Below are 20,676 nucleotides of genomic sequence, written 5' to 3' on the forward strand. Positions count from 1 at the left end.
GGTCATTTTGCTCAGCACAATACTTCTTCCTGCTTTTGTGTTAACTCAATTTCAAAACCTAAATCTTCGAGCATACGATAATCACGATTCGCTTCTTGTCCTTCAGTAGTTAGGTAATCTCCAACAAAAATGCTATTGGCAGCATACATACCTAGTGGCTGAAGTGACCCAAGATTAACCTCACGACCACCAGAAATGCGAATTTCCTTTGTTGGATTTATATAGCGGAATAATGCTAATACTTTTAAACAATAACGAGGGTTCAATTCTTTTGTGCCCTCTAGCTTCGTGCCATCAATGGCATTTAAAAAATTGACTGGTATCGAATCTGCATCTAATTGGTGCAGTGCACGTGCAATATCCACCACATCATCTTTCGTTTCTTTCATGCCAATAATGGCACCCGAGCATGGGGAAATCCCATGTTTCTTAGCAATTTCCACCGTATTCACACGATCCTCATACGTATGGGAGGTTGTGATGTATGAGTGGTGGCGCTCAGAAGTATTTAAGTTATGATTGTACCGATCTACCCCCGCTTCTTTTAACTGTTGCGCCTGTTCTTCTTTCAATAAGCCAAGACAGGCACAAACTTTTAAGCCGTATTTTTCTTTAATTTCTTCGACCGCTTCACTGACGACATTGACATCCTTACGCGTTGGACCTCGACCACTCGCGACGATGCAATATGTACCTATTTTATTTTCAAATGCTCGTTTCGCACCTGCTAAAATTTCATCTTTTGTAATGAACGGATATTTATCAATTGGCGCAGTTGATTTGGACGACTGCGAGCAATACCCACAATCCTCTGGGCAATACCCACTCTTGGCATTCATAATCATATTTAATTTCACTTTTTTACCATAAAAATGTTTACGAATAGCAAAGGCCCCATCCATTAGCTTTAATAGGTCATCATCGTCACTATTTAAAAGGGCCAATGCCTCTTCATTGCTAATAATTTTTCCCGCAATGACTTCATCTGCTAGTTGTAACCAATCCACTATACATTCTCCTTTTCTACTTGTTCTATTGTGAGCTTTATTCGGCGAAAGTAGCCTTCTATTTCTTATTCGTAACAAGAGCGTTGCTAAATGCCTTCAATTCTGTTGCGTTTACACCTCGCCTGAATCGAGTCATTGCTAGATGCTTCTGTACTGATAACAAAGAAACAAAGACCATTAAGCCGAGGCATAATTGATGGACCTTGCTGATTGAAATACTTTATAAAGCCGTTCCGCTAAAAGTGCCGACGCAATGGCTATGCACAAGTCTGCAACAATGCTATTCAGAAAACCAACTAGAAAAATATGAGACCAGCTCGTTTTCATATGTAGCCAGAAGTTCAATGATACATATAAATACGGTACTGCCACCGCATAAATAACGATGAGCCCTACGATATTTGCGCCGATAAAATGCTTTGTCGTCGGACTCTCTATTCTGTCAATCATTAAACCAATGACAAGGGCAGCAAGTGCAAAACCAATTAGGTAACCAAAAGTTGGTTGCAACACATAGGTGATGCCTCCTCCTTGTGTAAAAACGGGTAAACCAACTAAACCAATTCCAATATAGACTATTTGACTTTGAAAGCCATTACGACTTCCCAGCAAACATCCAGCCAAAAAGACAAAGACAATTTGTAATGTAAACGGCACAACTGGTAGTGGTACTTTAATAAATGCACCAATGGCTGTTAAAGCAGCAAACATCGCAATCATGACGAGTGACAGTGTTGAATGACGTTGTAGCACACCTCATCCCTCCCGTTCCGCAAAAAATTGCACGATTGTTTCTTTCGCTGTATCTATCATGAAACGCATTTCGTCATCCGTTATGACATACGGTGGCATGAAGTACAATATATTTCCAAGTGGACGAATAAGTAACCCTTTTGCTAAAGCGCTTTTATATATTTGATAGCCGATGCGTTCTGCACTTGGCAACGGCTCCTTCGTCACAGGATTCGCGACAAGTTCGATTGCCCCGACGAGCCCTACCTGCCGATATTCACCCACATATGGCAGCTGATTAAATGCCTCCATTGCAAGCTTATACATGCGTTTACCTTTTTGTTGCACAATGTCGATATAATGTTCCTCTTCAAACATTGTTAATACCTCTAATGCAACGCGACAAGCCAATGTATTGCCGGTATAACTGTGTGAATGTAAAAATGCTTTCATTGTCCCGTAATCATCGTAAAAAGCGTTGTATACCTCGTCCGACGTCAGAACAACAGAAAGTGGCAAATAACCACCAGTAAGTCCTTTCGATAAACACATAAAATCTGGGGTAATTGCCGCTTGTTCACAGGCGAACATCGTTCCAGTACGACCAAAACCAACAGCAATTTCATCGGCAATTAAATGAACATTATACTTTGTACACAACACGCGTAATTGCTTTAAATAAATAGGTGGATACATTTTCATGCCTGCCGCCGCTTGGATAAGTGGTTCAATAATAACAGCTGTAATTTCTGCATGGTGTATTACGAGTTGTTGTTCTACAAAGTCAATACACTGGGCTTGGCATGTATCCGGGTGAGTTTTAAAAGGACAACGATAGCAATCAGGCCCCTGCGCACGTACTGTATCCAGTAAAAGTGGCTGATACACCTCGTTATAAAGATCTACTCCACCTACCGATAAAGCACCTAGTGTTTCACCATGATACGCATCCGTTAATGCTAGAAAACGTTTTTTCGATGTTTTCCCCGTTTGCATATGATATTGAAAACTCATTTTTAATGCGATTTCTATTGCTGACGAACCGTTATCTGCAAAAAATACTTTATTTAAACCTTCTGGCGTTAAAGCTACTAACTTCTCCGCTAATTTAATAGCCGGCTCATGTGAAAAATTCGCAAAGATTGCATGCTCTAATGTAAACGCTTGCTCACTTAAAGCCTGACTAATACGGGGGTTGGCATGCCCAAATAAATTAACCCACCAAGAAGACACAGCATCCAAATAGCGATGATCATGTTCATCATAAAGCCAAACACCCTGACCTTTTTTAATAACAATTGGCGGAAACTGCTCATAGTCTTTCATTTGCGAACATGGGTGCCATACATGTTGCATATCTCTTGCCTGTAATTCAGTTAATGCATATTTCATGTCTGTACAGCCTTTCGAACAATGTTGTGTCTGTAATGGCATATTCAACAATCTCCGAAATATTTTGGAACTGCGGAATGGTCGCATATGGTAATGCATGATATTGTAATATCGTTTCTATATTGCTTTGCTCGATCGGGCTACCGGTGTCACCATTGAATACGATGCCAAGTACTTCTATATCTCGGGACTGTAATGACTCTAATGTCAAAAGCGTATGATTGATCGTTCCGAGTGTTGTACGTGTAACGACTACAACAGGTAGTTTGCTCTGAACAATGACATCAAGGAGTGTCATTTCTCCAATAATGTCTAAAGGGACAAAAAGCCCTCCGGCACCTTCACAAATAACGACATCGTATGATTGCTGTAACATCTGCAATTGCTTTAATAAATGCTGGGTATTTATTTGCTGCCCCTCCAGTTGAGCCGCAAAATGAGGTGATGCCGCCTCTTTAAACGAATAACCATTCAAATTATCTAAATCAAGCATTTGCAAAGAATACTTTTCATACATTTCTGTATCGTGGTAATAGGATTCGCCATCCCTGTACACTTCACCCGTTTGTACAGGTTTGTATGGTGTAACACGAAAACCCTGCTGCTGTAATTGGCGCATTAATAATGTGGTAACACACGTTTTACCAACTTCAGTATCTGTTCCAACAACCCAAAAATGTTGCAACGTTAACCTCCCCCTCTTTTGAGTTAACTAACTACACAAATTAAGTTAACACATTTATTTTCACTTTGTAAATGCTCTTTCTTTTTTTCTACAAAAACACTTCATTTCTTCGCGAAATATAGTGAATTTTTAGATAATTATTAACACTCCTTTATAATCAAGTTAAATAAATATTAGGAAATCCCCACTGTGGGTGAAGCCTGTTCGCGCATTTCTCGGTTTATCAGCGATTTCTGCCTTCCTATCAGCGATTCTTATATTTAAAGGCGATGTTGAATAAAGTTTAAACTCGATACTATGGACTTACCGATACTGATTTCGCTATTTAGAGAAGATTTTCATCTGCAATTGAAAGGATTTTGATGTTCTTCTGTAGTATTTAAATACATGGGGGTGGCTGTATGTTTGGAATTTTTAAGGAATCTGAAAAGGTCATCGATATATATGAGCATGTTGGTTTTATTCTTAAATCATTGCTCACTTATGAACTCAAGGACTTACCGATACGCTATGAATTTTGGTACCGTGTGGCCATTCGCCAGGAGGAATTTCGAGCATTGCAGGCGGAACATCGGATGAAAAGTTCCATGCATAGTGCGATTGGACGCTTTCATCAAACACAGTATGAAGCGACAAAACAAAAGTGTACAAAGCTCGCGCGCCTTGCCGATATATATAAATATTTTTGTATCGAAGATGAGCGAGAATCCTTAAATCATCGACTTCATTTTTACAAAGAAACAGTCGCTGAGATATATGACCATGTACAAAATAAAGAACTCTATACTTATTGCGACTCCGTACAACAGCAATTTTGGGATGCAGTCAGTGAAGACATACTAAATGCCATAGCCCACCTAGACTAACACTCGGTGGGCTATGGCATTTAGTTTTAAATAGAGTTTCATCTGCACAAAGCCCATTGATAAACGGGTGTAAGTGATCGATTTCATTTTGGACAACTTTCTTCACTTTCGTGTATATTTCCCTACAGTAAATAAGCAAAAATCTTGTGCTTCCCTTGCAAAATAATCTTCTGTAGATTCCCCTATTTCGTAGCTTACAAGCTATATTATTATTTTAAGACCTATGGTATTTTTATTTTATACAAGTGTACTAACTACAGTGATACTTCATTCAGTAGGGGCTGTTTCCACACTGATGGTTAGTTGAACCAATCGGGCTTTTACGGTCTAGTTGTTTGAACACCTCGAGTCGGCTTACTGATCGTTATAACGGGATAAAAGGAGAGAATTTATGATTGCTTGGATTATTACGGCAGAGATCGCTTTTTGGATTGTCATTATAGTAGGATTAATTTGTAGATATGTCTTTAAAAAACCTAAACTTAGTTTGTTCTTTTTTGCACTTACACCTGTTATTGATTTACTGCTTGTGCTTCTTACAGTAATGGATTTAAAGGCAGGTACACCCGCATCAACAGCACACGGTGTCGCTGCCATTTATATAGGTGTTTCCATTGCTTATGGCAAGACCATGATTGCTTGGGCGGATATTAAATTCCAGCAGTGGTTTTTAAAGGTCCTCATTCAAAAAGAAAAATTAAGCGGAATGGCGAAAGCCAAACATGAAATGACCATGCTTGGTCGCCATATTGTAGCCTACATTATTGGCGCTGGCTTATTGTATGCCATGACACTATTTATTGGTTCGAATACTGATACATCTTCCTTAGTTCAGGTAATGAAAGTATGGGGAATCATTTTAGCTATAGACGCTGTTATAAGTTTTTCTTATGTCATTTTCCCTAGTATAAAATAGACTTCCTATTTTTTATAGAATCAAAAAACAACTAGGTGCCTGCTTAGTTTTCGGCACCTAGTTGTATCGCGTTTTATGACGATTTAACTACCGACTCAACCGATTACATATTTATTTTATTACTTTCCATTCCTTGTACAAGCATTTCTCTAAATTCATGCACTTGATCGGCTTTAATAGCGACTTTTGTATACTTCTTTGTAATGCCTAGCATAAATGTCACATCAATTGGTTCTTTCATCTTCAAAATAAATTGCGGATAGGCCTCACCAAAATCACGCGCAATAAAATCAATGGTATCTTTGCTCAATTTTCCTTGTAAAAGTTCTTTATCTTCAACAAGTTCTTCAATATTTTCAAAGTTAAATTCCGTACGTTTCATTAAACCTAAAGATAAATAAAGCTTATCATGAGTTGCATAGACAGGATTTAAACGAACCGCCTGCACATCCGCTATAAAATATACAACAGAATACACATTCACAAGAAGTAATAGTATGGAAAGTATCATAGATTTCTCATGAAGCCACCAATGAATTCCAATCGTTTCAATAACAATTGCATGGATAAGCATCATTTGAAAGGCGATATAGCTAGAGTTTTTATGCAAGGTTAATCCCGTTCGTGCTGTCCTCTTCCAACTTGCGCAAGCGTAGTAAAGAACTAAAAAATCTGTACACAGCATTTGAATAATTGGTTGCTTTGACGTATGCCTTTCAACCGCTTTAGGGAAAGAAAACAAATCAGGTAATACACTTCCCCTTACATCTGTTAAAATTTTTGGCATATAACGTACGAGAGACGCAACTAATAGTATTTCAAATAGAATGATTGTCCCTTCAATCGCAAATCCTACCCACGTTACCGCTACAAATGGCTGTAAATGCTCAAGTGGAATGATAAAGCGAGCAACAATGCAGCCAGTAGCTGCTAAAATAATCACTTGCTTTACAGAAAATTTACGTTTATAGAGCATAAATAACACGGGTATGACGATGAGAAAATCAATTAATGAGCCAATGACCACTCCATTTGATTCTGCCGGTAAAATCGACATTCCAAGGCCCGTATTATAAAGCGTGTAATTACTAGCTAATACTACTAATAAAAATGCTAACCATATATTTTGCCTCTTTTTTAAAGCGCTCATTACGCATTGCTCCTTTTCATCTCATTACTTTGGGTAACATAATACTTGCTTAAATGAACCTTTTATCCATGTTCTTTTCATGAATTCCTTCATCCAGTCAGAAGCTTAATAATAGCCTCATTATTTATAAAATTTTATTATAATTGGAATTATTTATCAATATCCAACAAATGAAATTCCATTCTTTTAACTGTATTTGTCATTAATCTTTCACTATTCGTTTATACAGTTAAAAAGTTTCATCCTTTGTCAAAAATTTCTTGCGATAAACATGAGGAGAGTAGCCAGTATAGTCCTTAAATCTTTCGATATAATAACTGACCGTGCTAAATCCTGTGCTGACTGCAATAGTGGTTACGGATTGCTCACTATCGCGCAACAGTTCCATACTTTTACGAAGGCGGTAATGCAAAATGTATGTGAAAGGCGTCATGCCCACTATTTTCTTAAAAAAGCGACTACATTCAGCGCGACTTAAAAAAACGTGGGCGGCTAAATTTTCAAGGGTAATTTTCTCCTGATAATGGCTATGTAAATAATCCAGCATCTCCTTAGCACGTTCATGCTGCACAATTACCGATGGAGTCATTCGTTCTTCTGTTAGCAAAGATTGTGTCAAAATTGTTTCCCAAATGAGTAACAGTTCTCGCCATACTTTCATCTCAAAAAATAGTTCGCGCTCTTTCAATAAAACGGCGGCACTTTCAACCGCTTGTGCCAACTCCCCAGAAAACTTAACAAAGGGTAGCCTATTAGTCGTAACATAGGGGAGAACATATTTTGTCGCCATAATACTCCCCTCATGCCCCCCTAATAACTTAGGATCAACATTGACACAGTAAATCTTCGCTTGCTCTTTGTCAGAAGGTTTCGCTTCATGTAAGCAAGATGCATTGACAAAGACACCCTCCCCCTGTTTAAGCACAATTTCATCCGCCCCTACACGATACTGCACACTTCCTTCTTTGACATAGACAAATTGAATCTCCTTATGCCAATGTAACGGTAAAAAATCCATGCGATCTAGTCGCAGTATTGTTTCATACAATGCTACAGGAAACGCCTTCGTGCCATGCAGCGTTAATTCTTGTAAATCCTTTGCTACTTTAATATGTGATAACGCCACTATTTCACCTCAATATATTGATATTAATAACCATATAATTCGATATTTCTTCTGATAAGCACCCTTTATAATTGCTTTATATTGATAGTTTAGGAGATGTTGCAGTATGAATCAACACGTAACGAAAAATCGTACAATGGGTTTTATCCTTGTTATTCTTGGCGCAAGTTTTTGGGGGATTGGGGGTACAGTCGCGCAAAAGCTCTTTCAGCAAGAAAATATTGAGGTTGGCTGGCTTGTATCCAGTCGTCTTCTTTTAGCGGGCTTGTTACTACTTATCGTTTATAAAATTACACATCGTAAAGAATCTCTTTTTGTGATTTGGCGTACAAAGTATAATGCTTTTAGACAAATTTTATTTAGCTTACTCGGCATGCTTGCTGTGCAATATACTTATATGATGTCCATTGCTTTAGGGAATTCTGCAGTAGCAACATTGTTGCAATACTTAGCGCCTCTTTTTATCATGGCCTATTATTTGATCACGAAACACAGCCAATTGACAAAACAGGATGGTATAGCCGTGTCACTCACACTCATCGGAACATTTTTTTTGCTTACTAATGGTTCTCTCTCTACACTTTCAGTTCCAGCAATGGCAGTGTTTTGGGGTGTATTATCTGGTCTTTCGGTCGCCTTTTATACATTATATGCTGTTCCGCTTTTACAACATTTTCATTCGTTACTTGTTGTAGGCTGGTCAATGCTTATTGGTGGTTCAGTTATGTCTTTATTTTATCAACCATGGCACATCGATATTTCAAACTGGGCTTTTTCAACTACAGCTTATTTTTTCTTTATCGTTATTTTTGGGACAATGTTAGCATTTTGGTTTTATATTGAAAGTCTGCAATATTTATCGCCTAAGGAAACAAGTTTACTTGGTAGCCTCGAACCATTAACTGCTGTCATCACAAGCGTACTTTGGCTACAAATTTCCTTTGGAAGCTACCAAGTAATCGGGACTTTACTCATTCTATGTATGATTTTATATCTTACTGTTTTTCAAAAAAACGCATAAAATTGTAACAAAATATAAGTATATAGTAATTTTGTAGTTAATTCAGATAATTCAAATAAATAATGGTTATAAATTCCTATATTAGAAATAATAAACCGAGAATTTATACATAAAATTTACATATTTCATATATCTTTTCTCCTTATTTGTCTATTATACTGAAATTATCATCATATTAAGGAGGTAATTATATGGATAGAAAAGTAATATTCTTCGAAGTACAGGGCGGTAATGACAAAGGACCCGATGGCTATCGAAAAGACACCATGCCGATGGTTCATGCACTTAAACAACGAGGTCAAGATGCTGAAGTCATTTTCTTTGATGTAACAAAAAAAGATAATATTTTTAATTATGTAAAAGAGCAAGGCATCGCCTACGTATCACGCATCAATCCCGGCAACTTACAGCATGAAACAGAATATTTTGAGATGTTGCGTGAGTTGAGTGCAGTGGGCGTTATTGGTATGCCTCACCCTGATGCAATGATTGGCTACGGTTCTAAAGATGTGTTATCGAAGCTGACTGCCACTAACTTAGTGCCGGATGATACGTTTGCCTATTACACGATTGAAGCTTTTAAAACTCAGTTTCCCACTTCACTTGCCATAAATGAACGGGTATTAAAGCAAAATCGAGGTTCAACAGGTGAAGGCATTTGGCGTGTGAAATTAGTCAATCCACTTGCTAAAGGAGTTACAGAAGTGCCACTTGATGCAGAAATTAAATGTACAGAAGCCAAGGATAATCACGTAGAATATTGGAAGCTAGGTGAATTCATGACTTTTTGTGAACAGTACATTACTGGTACAAATGGTATGTTAATCGATATGCGCTTCCTACCTCGTATTACCGAAGGCGAAATCCGCTTATTTATGTTGCGTGATAAACCAGTTCACGTCGTACATAAAAAACCAGCAGATTCCGAGGATGCCTTTAGTGCGACACTGTTCTCAGGCGCCCAATACCGCTATGATGCACCTGAAGAATGGGCTGAACTTGTACAAAACTTTTTAATCCAATTACCTCTTGTCACAAGCATATTGGGCAACTATGATTTGCCACTAATTTGGACAGCCGATTTCATGCTAGATACAAATGGCGCGGGAGAGGACTGCTATATTTTAGGAGAAATGAACTGCTCATGTGTGGGCTTTACGTCTGAACTCACATTGGCTCACCAAGTGGCTGAAGAAATTTTAGCCTGCATTAAAGAGCAAACAGAAATTTCAGCGTAAAAATAAAACATTCCGTCGCACTTTCAGGCCGTAAACAAACTCAAAAAATTGAGTTTGTTTACGGCCTCTTTTCTTTTAAATATAGAAGTATCTATATGAACCCGTTGCTTTGCGCTACGGCGGACGCTTTTCGCGGGCACGGCTTCAATCTCCTCGTCGCTACGCTCCTGCGGGGCCTTCAGCTCATGCTATTCTTTTATTCAACGACAATGAAAGAAGGCAGAAGACAATATAAATTCAATCCACTTCTATGCGCAAGTTTGTCCGTTATTGACTCAATGTACGACGAGTAAGGATCATCGGAAAATTATTCATATTTGAGCGTAAATGTGGAAGAATTCGATCATTTAGTGACATGAAACAAATCTATGCACTTCGAAAAGAAATGATTAAACGTGTAATTGCGGATGCGAAAGAAAAGCATGGTATGCGTTGGACAACCTTGTGCTATTCTCGTTAATAGGGGCTATTTATAACTACTATATCTGATAAAATGACAAAAGGTATTCGGAATGATCACATTCCGAATACCTTTTGTCGTTAATCTGAAAGTTCGACGTTTCCGTCGCACTTTTTTTTACAGATAAACCTTTATGCCCTGAATAAATTCATAAATAAAATAACCTGCAAATCCAATCAATAAGATGCCTGATAACATTGTAAGTGTTTTTATCATCTTACGACTCATCGCCCTACGCGTCACAGAAACAATGGTCATCAGACCCATATCATGCAGTAAAATACCGCTAAGTACTCCTGCAGCGATTACTAAAAAGCTTGTCGACTCAGCCTGATCATAAGACTTTGCTAGCACGACCCCAAAAACATTAACCCAAAAAACTAGATTTCCTGGTGATATCGCTACGAGCAAACCATTTCGATATGATTTAAAAAAAGACTTCGTCACCTTTTCACCAGCCAATGTAATATCATGGTCGGCATTTTTAATAGAATCAATTCCTAATAACAATAAGAACCCTGCCCCAATAATCCACATTGGCAGTTGAATCATCGGCATTGCTAATATTGAAGCAAGCCCCATATACAAAGCGAAAATCAATGCAATGTCGATAGTCATGCCACCAAGCCCTACAGCCCAGCCATGCATAAAACCGTTTTTTAATCCTTGCTTCGTCATTTCCACCGTAATGGCACCTACTGGCATAGCAATTGCCAGCCCTACCATGACATACGCTACATACAAACTCAAAGAAACACTTCTTTCATGCAATAAAATAAGTTTCATACGTCCGTTTATACGATAATTCTAGCATAAAAATACGGTAATATCTTGTATTTTTTATAAATATTCATTTTATTGAGCTCAATTGACAATTAACTATTGCCAAAATGACTGCTCTTTTTGATATGTAGAAATATGGAAAACAAGAAAAAGTTTAAATCCCTGATAGAACAATGACTTATGTTAATGAAAGGAAATGAGCCAGCTACTCTTGCATGAAGCGTGCTAAAGAAGGAGGCTAGATGGTTCGTCCGTGGAAAGCAGATGGCTAGTTCAGCATCTGATTATTACTTCTCGCTTGTATAAAAAAAAGCCTGTTGATAAACTCGAGTTTGTCAACAGGCTGAGTCATCCTACCTTACTGACATGCCTTCTTTTTTTATAGCATTTGCTTCTTCCATTGTGTAACGACATCTTTTAACTTTGCGATTTCTATTTTTAAAGCCACTTGCTTCTCGGTACAACGTTTTTCAGCCTTCATCCATGCTTCTTCTAAAGCAGGTAAATAACTTAAATTCTTTGTTGTTGAGACAAGCTGTAAAAAAATATTCCCTTGTATGAAGTACCAGCGAGGGTTCATATCATCTAACAAAATGGCTTCTTCAATAAGACGAAGTGCTAAAAAAGGACTCGCTTCAACTCGATTTACAAATTGCGCAAATGCACCCCAATATAGTGCTGTATTTGGCTGTAATTTAATAGATTCTGCGTATTGTACCATCGCCTTATCATACTCTTTCGCAAGTGCAAAATATTCAGCCATTGTATAGTAAGCATTGGCCTGAGCCTCGATTGGTCCTGCCAGTAACTCATCTACTACGTTACTGAATTGTTCATGATCCTGACTTCCTAAATAGCTCGCAAGTACATCACGCTCTGGATACGATCCATCTGTACGTTCGACACTTTGTTTCACCTTTTCATTCGTAGGGTTTGGCATATTGGCATAGCCATTGGCCTCTAAAAGCGCGACATGTTGCTGAACTGTTGAGAATGAAGCATCCCCTGCAAACAATTCATTAGCTATTAATGCTTTTGCTAAAGTATAGCTGTCTTTAACTCTACCATTTACAAACAATTCATTTATGTGTTGTACTTGCTCCTCAAATTGTTTTATCACTATTAAATTCCTCACCTTCACCAAAGAAAAAGTCTTATAGGTAGTTTACCATCTTTAGAAAGAAAAGTAGCTATTATCGTAAAAGCCACTGCCAAACAATGATTACTAGTCTTTCAATTTAAACGCCTCTACATATTTATTCAGTTCTTTTGCCAGTTGACTTGTTTCATAGGATCCATTTGTCACTTCGTCAATACTTGCCGTTGTTTGTTGCGCAGCTGCTTTAATATTATTCATCGTCTCTTCTATTTCGCGTATAGCCTCTGTTAACTGTTGAATCATTTGTACGACATGATCGGACTTCTCTGTTTCGAGAGTCAATACATTAGAAATACCTGTGATTTGCTCTACTGTTTCTGCAACTGCTGTTGAAATCTCACTTAACGACTGTACTGTTAAACTTACAGTGTCAGTACCTTTTTCTATATATTTCGTATTGTCGTTTGTGGAAGATATAACATGCTGAATACGTTCCATAATGTCTTGGACAAGCTTGTCCACTTCTAATACTTCTTGATTTGATTGTTCGGCAAGTTTGCGTACTTCCTCTGCAACAACTGCAAAGCCTTTACCATGTTCACCGGCTCTTGCCGCTTCTATAGATGCATTTAGTGCTAAAAGGTTTGTTTGTGTAGCGATGCCAGCAATTGTATTCGTAATATCTTGGACCTTTGTTGCGGATACTACTAAATTTTGAACTGTATGACTGACTTCATCAGAACCTTGACGAATTAACGCCATATCATTATTTATGTCTTTTGCACGTTGCTCGCCCTCGCTTGCAATTTTCATCGTGTCATTTGAAATTTCAACGCTATAATCAGCCTTCACTTTCATATTTTGTAAATCATCTGCTAATGACGTAAGTGCTCCTGTAGCATTTTCTGCATGATGCATACCTTCTGTCACCGCCGTCGATACCTCACCAATATTATTCGCAACAATTTGAACAGTATCGGTCATGCCGTTAAGTGTATTAGACGTTTCAACTGCATTGGCGGTTAATGCATCCGATGTGGACCGCATTGTTACAATCATATTTTGTAAACTCTTTGTCATACGATTTAAAGTATTGGCTAAATCGCCTACCTCATCATGACTTTTAACATCCGTCCCCTTTACAGCTAAGTTGCCATCCGCAATTTGTTTCGCCTGTTCAATTAAAAGGCTAATCGGTCTTACTTTTCGACGGATTAAGAAGCCTGTAATGATTGAAGCTAATAGCATGGGAATGATGCTTATTAAAATACCATTGCGTACAACATCCCACGTTCGTTCTTTCACGATATTGGCATCAAAATCGATAACACTAATGGCAATAATTTCTTTACTAGGATCATGATCCTTAAAAATGGGAGCATAACCAGACAGACGGTTCATCCCACCAAATGAATACGCTTCAGAATAAGTTGGGTGCTTCATGTCCAGTAGCATTGCAATCGCATCTTCATCGATATAAAAATCATCTCCTGGCGCAAATCCTTTATTCGCTAAGTGCTCATCAAGAGCAAGTATTGTCCCATCTAATGTTAAAATGTACTGGGTTTGAAATATATCTTTATGATTGGTTGTCCAATTTAAATCATTGCCGATGCGTTCCATTGCTTGTTTATCCCCAGTAAGTGCTTTTTCAATTTCTGCTGAACCTATTAATCCTGTCGTAATATTGGCACAACCATATGCCTCGACGCCAGCAGCATCATATAATTTGTTGTAAGCTGTTATGTATGTAGCAACCGAAGTAATACCTAGCATCACCACAAGGATGCCTGCAATAATCGTCCCTAGTTGAAAAGTTAATGAATTTCGTAAATTCACGTTTCATACTCTCCCCTTTCTTGTAAAAATCTATGAAAATTCGACTTTATCAATCATCATACTATAATAACATGTATTTAAAAAGCATCTTTTAAACTTAAACTTTCGCAAATACCTTGGTTGTTTTTCGGAATTATGAGATAATTGAAGTATATTTTCTTTATCTGAGAGGCAAATACATTTTAGGGGGGCTTGCTATGAATAGCCGTTTTCATTTTTTGACTCTTATTATGGGAAATTTATTAACACTTGGAGCCATTTTTATTTATGCCATACAAAGCCAAGTACAGGTCGCCCTCAGCACCTACGGCCTCGTGATGGGATATTTAAGTACGCTACTAATTTTTATTTTTTATTTATGGGGGAATGAGAAACCACATGTATCAAACCGTTTTTTCAAATAGAGGAAATGAGTAAAGATTGTAGTAAATGCCAATGCTACAATCTTTATCAATTGTTAAACTAGTAAGATGATAATAGCTTTCTCCCCTTTTGCTCAAATAGCAATCGCCGCAATATCTCCACCAATTAGCTATCTTTAAAAATATCACAACATTCTTATGCAGTTGTAGCAAAATCGTTTTCATGTTCTCTAGACACAAAATAGACGAAAAAAACTTTTAAATATTCTCTGTCCTTTTTTACGCAATTTCTTTCTATTTTCGGAGTATTCACCGCTGAAAATGGCTGATGATTGTAGAAAAATAAAATTTTTTGTGGAAAATTAAAAAACAATGATTGAGTAGTATATCAATTTTCTGTATAATCAGCTTGTTTGACAATACTTTATATGAACTTGGGGGTAGACAATTGGGTAAAGCATTGATTATAGGAGCTGGCGGAGTAGCCAGTGTTGTGGTACACAAGTGTGTTCAAAATTCGGACGTATTTGAGGAAATTTGTATCGCAAGTAGAACTGTTTCAAAATGTGACGCTCTAAAAGAGAAACTAGACGGCGGAAAAACAAAGATTCATACTGCACAGGTAGATGCCGATAATACAGACGAGGTTATTGAGCTTATTAAAGCCTTTGGACCAGACGTTGTGATTAACGTTGCACTACCTTATCAAGACTTAACGATTATGGATGCTTGCTTAGCGACAGGTGTGCACTATGTGGATACTGCAAACTACGAGCCACCTGAAACGGCAAAATTTGAATATAAATGGCAATGGGCTTACAAAGAAAAGTTCGAGAAAGCTGGTTTAACAGCATTACTTGGTAGCGGTTTTGACCCAGGTGTAACGGGCGTTTTCACTGCTCATGCACAAAAACATGAATTTGACGAAATTCACTACATTGATATTGTCGATGCCAATGCTGGTGATCACGGTTATCATTTCGCAACAAACTTCAATCCAGAAATCAATATTCGCGAAATTACGGCAAATGGTCGTTACTGGAAAGATGGCGAGTGGATTGAAACAGCGCCACTTGAGAAAAAAGAAGTGTATAACTTACCAGAAATCGGTCCAAAAGATATTTACCTGTTATACCATGAAGAATTAGAATCACTTGCGAAAAACATTAAAGGTTTAAAGCAAATTCGCTTCTGGATGACATTCTCTGAAAAATACTTAACACACTTAAAAGTATTAGAGAACGTTGGCATGACATCGATTGAGCCAATCGAATTTGAAGGACAAATGATTCAACCAATTCACTTCCTTAAAGCAATTTTACCGGATCCGGCATCACTTGGACCACGCACTAAAGGAAAAACAAATATCGGTTGTATCATCCGTGGACTAAAAGATGGCAAAGAGAAAACTTACTACGTGTATAATGTATGCGATCACGAAGCTTGTTACAACGAGGTTGGTTCACAAGCGATTTCATACACAACTGGTGTACCAGCAATGATTGGTGCAATGCTTGTCATGAACGGTCAATGGCGCAAACCAGGTGTGTGGAACGTAGAAGATTTCAATCCAGATCCATTCATGGATGCACTAAATAAATGGGGTCTACCATGGCAAGAAAGCCACAACCCAGAATTACTTGCCCTTGATTTAGATGCAAAGGAATTAAGCCGATGAAACCAATCGATTTCACAAAAGTTCCATCCCCTTCTTACGTTGTGGATGAACGATTATTAACCAAAAATCTTGAGCTTTTAAAATCGATTCAAGAACGCACAGGCTGTCGTATATTGCTTGCCCTAAAAGGATTTTCGATGCATTCGACATTCCCTTTAGTTGGTGAATACCTAGCAGGCATTACGTCAAGTTCCCTATACGAAGCGCGTCTTGGCTATGAAAAAATGGGCAAGGAAGTCCACGTCTACGCACCTGCTTATGTAGAGCATGAAATGGACGAGCTGCTTGGCTATGTCGATCACATCGTTTTTAACTCATTCAACCAATGGGCACAGTTCAAGAACAAGGTAAAAGCGGCTGGTAAATCAATCGATTGTGGTATTCGTGTTAATCCTGAGTACTCTGAAATTGAAACGGCGCTTTATGACCCTTGTTATACAAACTCACGGCTTGGTACAACATTAGCTAATTTCGACAAGACACAACTTGACGGTATCGACGGCTTACACTTCCATGCGATGTGTGAGCAAAACTCTGATACGTTAGAACGTATTATTAAAGTAGTCGAAGAGAAATTTGGCGATGTTCTACACCAAATGAAATGGTTAAACTTCGGTGGCGGTCACCATATTACACGCGAAGATTACGATATCGATAAGCTTGTAGACATTATTAATTACATTCAAGATAAGTATGACCTGCTTGTTTATTTAGAACCTGGTGAAGCAGTAGCATTAAACACAGGCTACTTAGTGGCAACGGTTCTAGATATTCAGAAAAACGGTATGGACCTAGCAATTTTAGATACATCTGCAACATGTCATATGCCAGATGTACTAGAAATGCCTTACCGCCCAGTTATTATTGGTGCAGGTCAGCCAAATGAACTTGCTTATACCTATCGCTTAGGAGGGCTTACATGCCTTGCAGGTGATGTAATTGGTGATTATTCATTTGAAGAACCATTACAACCAGGCGATCGTCTTGTTTTCACAGATATGGCACATTACTCTATGGTGAAAACCCATATGTTTAATGGTGTGAACCTTCCTTCTATCGTTTCTTATAATGATGAAGAAGGCGTTAAAGTCATTCGTGAATTTAAGTTTGAAGATTATAGCGGTAGACTTTCTTAATGAAACGAAGAGCCCCTCCAACTAGATGACTGGAGGGGCTCTTCAATATTGACAAAGACATTAACAGGAAAACAGTAAAATACAGTATCTCCCCTCTTAGGAAGTACTGTGTATTTCTTTATTCATAAGGCTTTCCCCTCTTCAACGAGGATAAAACGTTGCCTGTCACTAGAGGACCTGTTTTAAAACCTACAACGATTGCTTTATTTACTATGGGTTGTATTGACTATGTCATTTTCAGGTTGAGAAAAAACTCGCTCACCCAGGAAAAATAAAATTGAAAAAACATAGAGACTCAGGCCTCTACGTTTTCTTCTTCATTTTCAAGCATTTTGTGTAAATAATTAATAATTTCACGGATACCATCCAATGAGTTAACAAGTATTTTAGGGTCCACGTATGTGATCATACGATTTTCAAGGTTAGCCACAGCAGTAAAGTAACGTGTTTTTGAATAATTGACAAGCCCCATCTGCTTTAATACCGACTCTTCTAAATCAAGAATTTCACGAGCCTCTGTTACGAGTAAACCATAGTTCACGACATCTGTATTTAATACGATGACACGTGCCGTTGGTGAATTTGAAGAACGATTGTATAATATACGCTCAAAATCTAGCACAGGTACAAGTTCTCCACGGATTCTTGTAAAGCCAAGTAAATAATTGGGCAAATGAGGAATCGGCGTAATATGCTCTAATTTTTCAATGGATATCGCTTGTTCAACTGGCACTGCATATTCCTCTGTTCCACAAGCAAAAACCACTGCCTTTACACTTTCCATACGGTCACTTCCTTCAATTTTGTGTTATTTTTTCGCTGTCTCTTTGACTACTTCGACAAGCAAATCTGCTAATTTCTCTAATTCCTCTACTGGGATTTTTTCATTTGTCGTATGAATATCTTCATAGCCAACAGATAAATTCACCGTAGGAATACCAAATCCTGCAATGACATTGGCATCTGAACCACCACCAGAAATACCAAGCAATGGTGTACGATCAATATTACGTGCTGCAGCCATTGCTACTTGAACAACTTTATCAGATTCTGTTACACGGAAGCCAGGGTACATAAGCTTCACTTCTACTTCAGCACGCGCTCCCATTGAAGCTGCAATTTGCTCAAAAGTTTCTTTCATGTGATTTGTTTGAGTATCTAATTTTGCCTGATCAATTGACCGTGCTTCGGCTAAAATCGTCACTTCATCACAGACAATATTCGTTGCCTGACCACCCTCAAAGCGCCCAATATTTGCCGTTGTTTCTTCGTCTAAACGACCAAGCTTCATTTGTGCTATACACTTTGAAGCAACAGTAATTGCTGATATCCCTTTTTCTGGCGCAACGCCTGCATGAGCTGTTTTACCAATTATCTTTGCGAAAATTTTTGCTTGGAAGGGAGCTGCCGTTACGATACCGCCAACCTTGCCATCACTATCCACTGCGAAGCCATACTTTGCTTTTATTTTTGCAGGATCTAATTCTTTTGCTCCCACTAATCCACTCTCTTCGCCTGCGGTAATGATAAATTCAATATCCCCATGTGCAATATTTTGCTCTTTTAAGCGCTTTACCATTTCAAATAATGCCGCAAGACCAGCTTTATCATCGGCACCTAAAATTGTTGTACCATCAGAAACAATATAGCCATCTTCACGAATGGATGGTTTAATGCCTTTCCCTGGTACGACTGTATCCATATGACAAGTGAAATAGATTGGTTCTACCTCTAATGTACCTTTTAAAGTAGCGATTAAATTCCCTGCACCATGTCCATTACGTGTATGTGCATCATCTTGCTCTACTGTAAAGCCAAGTGCAGTTAATTTGTCGATTAAAATCGGTGCAATCACCTGTTCATGCTTTGTTTCTGAATCGATTTGTACGAGTTCAAAAAACTCTTCTACTAAACGACTTGTCATATTGTAAGACTCCCTTAGTTTACGTGTTTTTCCACGTCATAGTATAAGTATTATTTTAGCACAACCACTGTGTAGTTGAAATCATTCACATGAGATATCTTCCCTATTATGGGGAAGAACAGATAAATGCTCCTGTGAACAGGGGCGTGTAACCCTTTCCATAGCTAACTTTATCGTTGTAATATAATTGACTTCTCTTCTTGTAATGCTGCTAAATATTCAACTGCTTTATGATGTTTATCCTGCAATCGCCACATCGTATTATGTACATCATCCTGTACACGAGATACCTGCTCTCCTGCTGTCGATATTTTTGAATGCACAGACCAAGCTGAAAAAATATCATCGAAGAAATAATCCGCAAATTTAACCAAACCATCCGTCTCAACGTGTAGAGATTTAGTAGACATATCTTGTACGTCTAATAATTCATTTTGAAAACGCTGTAATGCAATTTGGGCATTATGAAGATAGCTTTCGGTTTTATCGAGGGAATCATGCTTTAAATGTGTAGCAATGAGACCTCCACCAAAAAACGTATCCCATGTCGAATAACCACTTGCTGAGTGCAAAGAAGCTGCTGCTTGTCCAAGCTTAGTAAGTGCTGCGTCTCCTGCTTCTTCAGCTTCTTTTATTTCTAGCATGAGCTGCTTAGTTAACATTTCTTCATTTGCTAATTGTTCTAATCTCTGTGCTTTTTCAGGAGCATGTAATTGGAGATAGCCTTTCTTTTTTGCATTTAATTGTGATAAGGCTGCATGCAGTTGTTGTTCATTGATTTGAGCCAACTTTACATTCACCTGCCCTAGATCTTGCGTCAAGTCCCGTTGCATATTTGTTGCTTCTTTTATTTTTAACTCTAGGATGGCTGCTTTATCAATTTTTTCTGCACGTAGCTCATCACGTTGTCCTGTCCATGTGCGGATCATATTCATAAACGAAAATCCTTCTAACTTATCGAGTCTTTTACGAATATGATTGAGTGCTGTCGAGTGATTGTATATTTCCTGTTGTGCATGGTCAATTTGCCCTTCAATTAAAAGTTTTTGTTCACTTAACCTGCTAGCATTTCTCAACTGCGCATGAAGCATTTCTTGCTCTTTTTGTAATTGTTGCCATTCCATTCATCTCAACTCCCCTTATATAGTTGTACGAATAAACGCAAAAAATGTTTCAATAATCTGTCATTTTACGACATTTTTTTCTTGTCTGCCTTCACTTTTATCGCAACCAACTACCTAATCATCTACTGATAGGAGCAT

Annotated in this window: 18 protein-coding genes; 6 read left to right on the forward strand and 12 right to left on the reverse strand. The window is 38.1% G+C overall.

Annotated features, from left to right (window positions below; translation table 11 throughout):
• Window positions 1–11 precede the first annotated feature (11 nt).
• The 4 genes from bioB to bioD form a co-directional block, all read right to left on the reverse strand.
• The gene (gene bioB / locus H131_RS13385; RefSeq protein ID WP_010859701.1) at window positions 12–1,007 is read right to left on the reverse strand and encodes a biotin synthase BioB; all 996 of its coding nucleotides are present in this window, start codon (window positions 1,005–1,007) and stop codon (window positions 12–14) included.
• A gap of 177 nt (window positions 1,008–1,184) precedes the next feature.
• Complete coding sequence (locus tag H131_RS13390; RefSeq protein ID WP_010859702.1) at window positions 1,185–1,760, reverse strand: biotin transporter BioY; 576 nt, start codon at window positions 1,758–1,760, stop codon at window positions 1,185–1,187.
• A gap of 3 nt (window positions 1,761–1,763) precedes the next feature.
• The gene (gene bioA, locus H131_RS13395; protein ID WP_010859703.1) at window positions 1,764–3,131 is read right to left on the reverse strand and encodes an adenosylmethionine--8-amino-7-oxononanoate transaminase; all 1,368 of its coding nucleotides are present in this window, start codon (window positions 3,129–3,131) and stop codon (window positions 1,764–1,766) included.
• Complete coding sequence (bioD, locus tag H131_RS13400) at window positions 3,112–3,816, reverse strand: dethiobiotin synthase (RefSeq protein ID WP_010859704.1); 705 nt, start codon at window positions 3,814–3,816, stop codon at window positions 3,112–3,114. The genes bioA and bioD overlap by 20 nt, the downstream gene beginning before the upstream one ends.
• 401 nt (window positions 3,817–4,217) lie before the next feature.
• Here bioD and H131_RS13405 point away from each other — a divergent pair, with 401 nt between their 5' ends.
• Window positions 4,218–4,682 carry a hypothetical protein gene (locus H131_RS13405; RefSeq protein WP_010859705.1) on the forward strand — a complete coding sequence of 155 codons (465 nt, stop codon included), beginning with the start codon at window positions 4,218–4,220 and terminating at the stop codon, window positions 4,680–4,682.
• Window positions 4,683–5,073: 391 nt separating this feature from the next.
• On the forward strand, window positions 5,074–5,598 hold the full coding sequence (locus tag H131_RS13410) for a hypothetical protein (protein WP_010859706.1): 525 nt from the start codon (window positions 5,074–5,076) through the stop codon (window positions 5,596–5,598).
• A 103-nt stretch (window positions 5,599–5,701) separates the two neighbouring features.
• On the opposite strand, the gene H131_RS13415 is transcribed toward H131_RS13410, so the two are convergent.
• Together H131_RS13415 and H131_RS13420 are read right to left on the reverse strand one after the other, a co-directional pair.
• Complete coding sequence (locus H131_RS13415; protein ID WP_010859707.1) at window positions 5,702–6,748, reverse strand: hypothetical protein; 1,047 nt, start codon at window positions 6,746–6,748, stop codon at window positions 5,702–5,704.
• Between the two features lie 229 nt (window positions 6,749–6,977).
• Window positions 6,978–7,874, reverse strand: coding sequence for an AraC family transcriptional regulator (locus H131_RS13420; protein WP_010859708.1), 897 nt, complete (start codon window positions 7,872–7,874; stop codon window positions 6,978–6,980).
• Between the two features lie 106 nt (window positions 7,875–7,980).
• Here H131_RS13420 and H131_RS13425 point away from each other — a divergent pair, with 106 nt between their 5' ends.
• Window positions 7,981–8,895 (forward strand): DMT family transporter, encoded by a 915-nt coding sequence (locus H131_RS13425; RefSeq protein WP_010859709.1) that lies wholly within the window; start codon window positions 7,981–7,983, stop codon window positions 8,893–8,895.
• Window positions 8,896–9,086: 191 nt separating this feature from the next.
• Window positions 9,087–10,133 (forward strand): Cj0069 family protein, encoded by a 1,047-nt coding sequence (locus H131_RS13430; RefSeq protein WP_010859710.1) that lies wholly within the window; start codon window positions 9,087–9,089, stop codon window positions 10,131–10,133.
• 577 nt (window positions 10,134–10,710) lie between these two features.
• On the opposite strand, the gene H131_RS13435 is transcribed toward H131_RS13430, so the two are convergent.
• The 3 genes from H131_RS13435 to H131_RS13445 all read right to left on the reverse strand — a co-directional run bounded on the left by H131_RS13435 (window position 10,711) and on the right by H131_RS13445 (window position 14,314).
• Window positions 10,711–11,343 (reverse strand): LysE family transporter, encoded by a 633-nt coding sequence (locus tag H131_RS13435; RefSeq protein ID WP_036130304.1) that lies wholly within the window; start codon window positions 11,341–11,343, stop codon window positions 10,711–10,713.
• A 412-nt stretch (window positions 11,344–11,755) separates the two neighbouring features.
• Window positions 11,756–12,496, reverse strand: a complete 741-nt coding sequence (locus H131_RS13440; protein ID WP_010859713.1) for a tetratricopeptide repeat protein — start codon at window positions 12,494–12,496, stop codon at window positions 11,756–11,758.
• A gap of 105 nt (window positions 12,497–12,601) precedes the next feature.
• Window positions 12,602–14,314 carry a methyl-accepting chemotaxis protein gene (locus tag H131_RS13445; RefSeq protein WP_010859714.1) on the reverse strand — a complete coding sequence of 571 codons (1,713 nt, stop codon included), beginning with the start codon at window positions 14,312–14,314 and terminating at the stop codon, window positions 12,602–12,604.
• Window positions 14,315–15,124: 810 nt separating this feature from the next.
• Here H131_RS13445 and H131_RS13455 point away from each other — a divergent pair.
• Window positions 15,125–16,354, forward strand: a complete 1,230-nt coding sequence (locus tag H131_RS13455; protein WP_010859716.1) for a saccharopine dehydrogenase family protein — start codon at window positions 15,125–15,127, stop codon at window positions 16,352–16,354.
• The gene (gene nspC, locus H131_RS13460; protein ID WP_010859717.1) at window positions 16,351–17,490 is read left to right on the forward strand and encodes a carboxynorspermidine decarboxylase; all 1,140 of its coding nucleotides are present in this window, start codon (window positions 16,351–16,353) and stop codon (window positions 17,488–17,490) included. Before H131_RS13455 ends, nspC begins: the two co-directional genes overlap by 4 nt.
• A 295-nt stretch (window positions 17,491–17,785) precedes the next feature.
• On the opposite strand, the gene H131_RS13465 is transcribed toward nspC, so the two are convergent.
• The 3 genes from H131_RS13465 to H131_RS13475 all read right to left on the reverse strand — a co-directional run bounded on the left by H131_RS13465 (window position 17,786) and on the right by H131_RS13475 (window position 20,538).
• Window positions 17,786–18,274 (reverse strand): chemotaxis protein CheW, encoded by a 489-nt coding sequence (locus H131_RS13465; RefSeq protein ID WP_010859718.1) that lies wholly within the window; start codon window positions 18,272–18,274, stop codon window positions 17,786–17,788.
• 24 nt (window positions 18,275–18,298) lie between these two features.
• Window positions 18,299–19,414: a M20/M25/M40 family metallo-hydrolase gene (locus H131_RS13470; protein ID WP_010859719.1), complete on the reverse strand. Its 1,116-nt coding sequence runs from the start codon at window positions 19,412–19,414 to the stop codon at window positions 18,299–18,301.
• Window positions 19,415–19,584: 170 nt separating this feature from the next.
• Window positions 19,585–20,538, reverse strand: coding sequence for a hypothetical protein (locus H131_RS13475; protein WP_010859720.1), 954 nt, complete (start codon window positions 20,536–20,538; stop codon window positions 19,585–19,587).
• Window positions 20,539–20,676: the final 138 nt, after the last annotated feature.

The sequence above is a fragment of the Lysinibacillus sphaericus OT4b.31 genome, assembly GCF_000392615.1.
GTDB lineage: Bacteria > Bacillota > Bacilli > Bacillales_A > Planococcaceae > Lysinibacillus > Lysinibacillus sphaericus_B.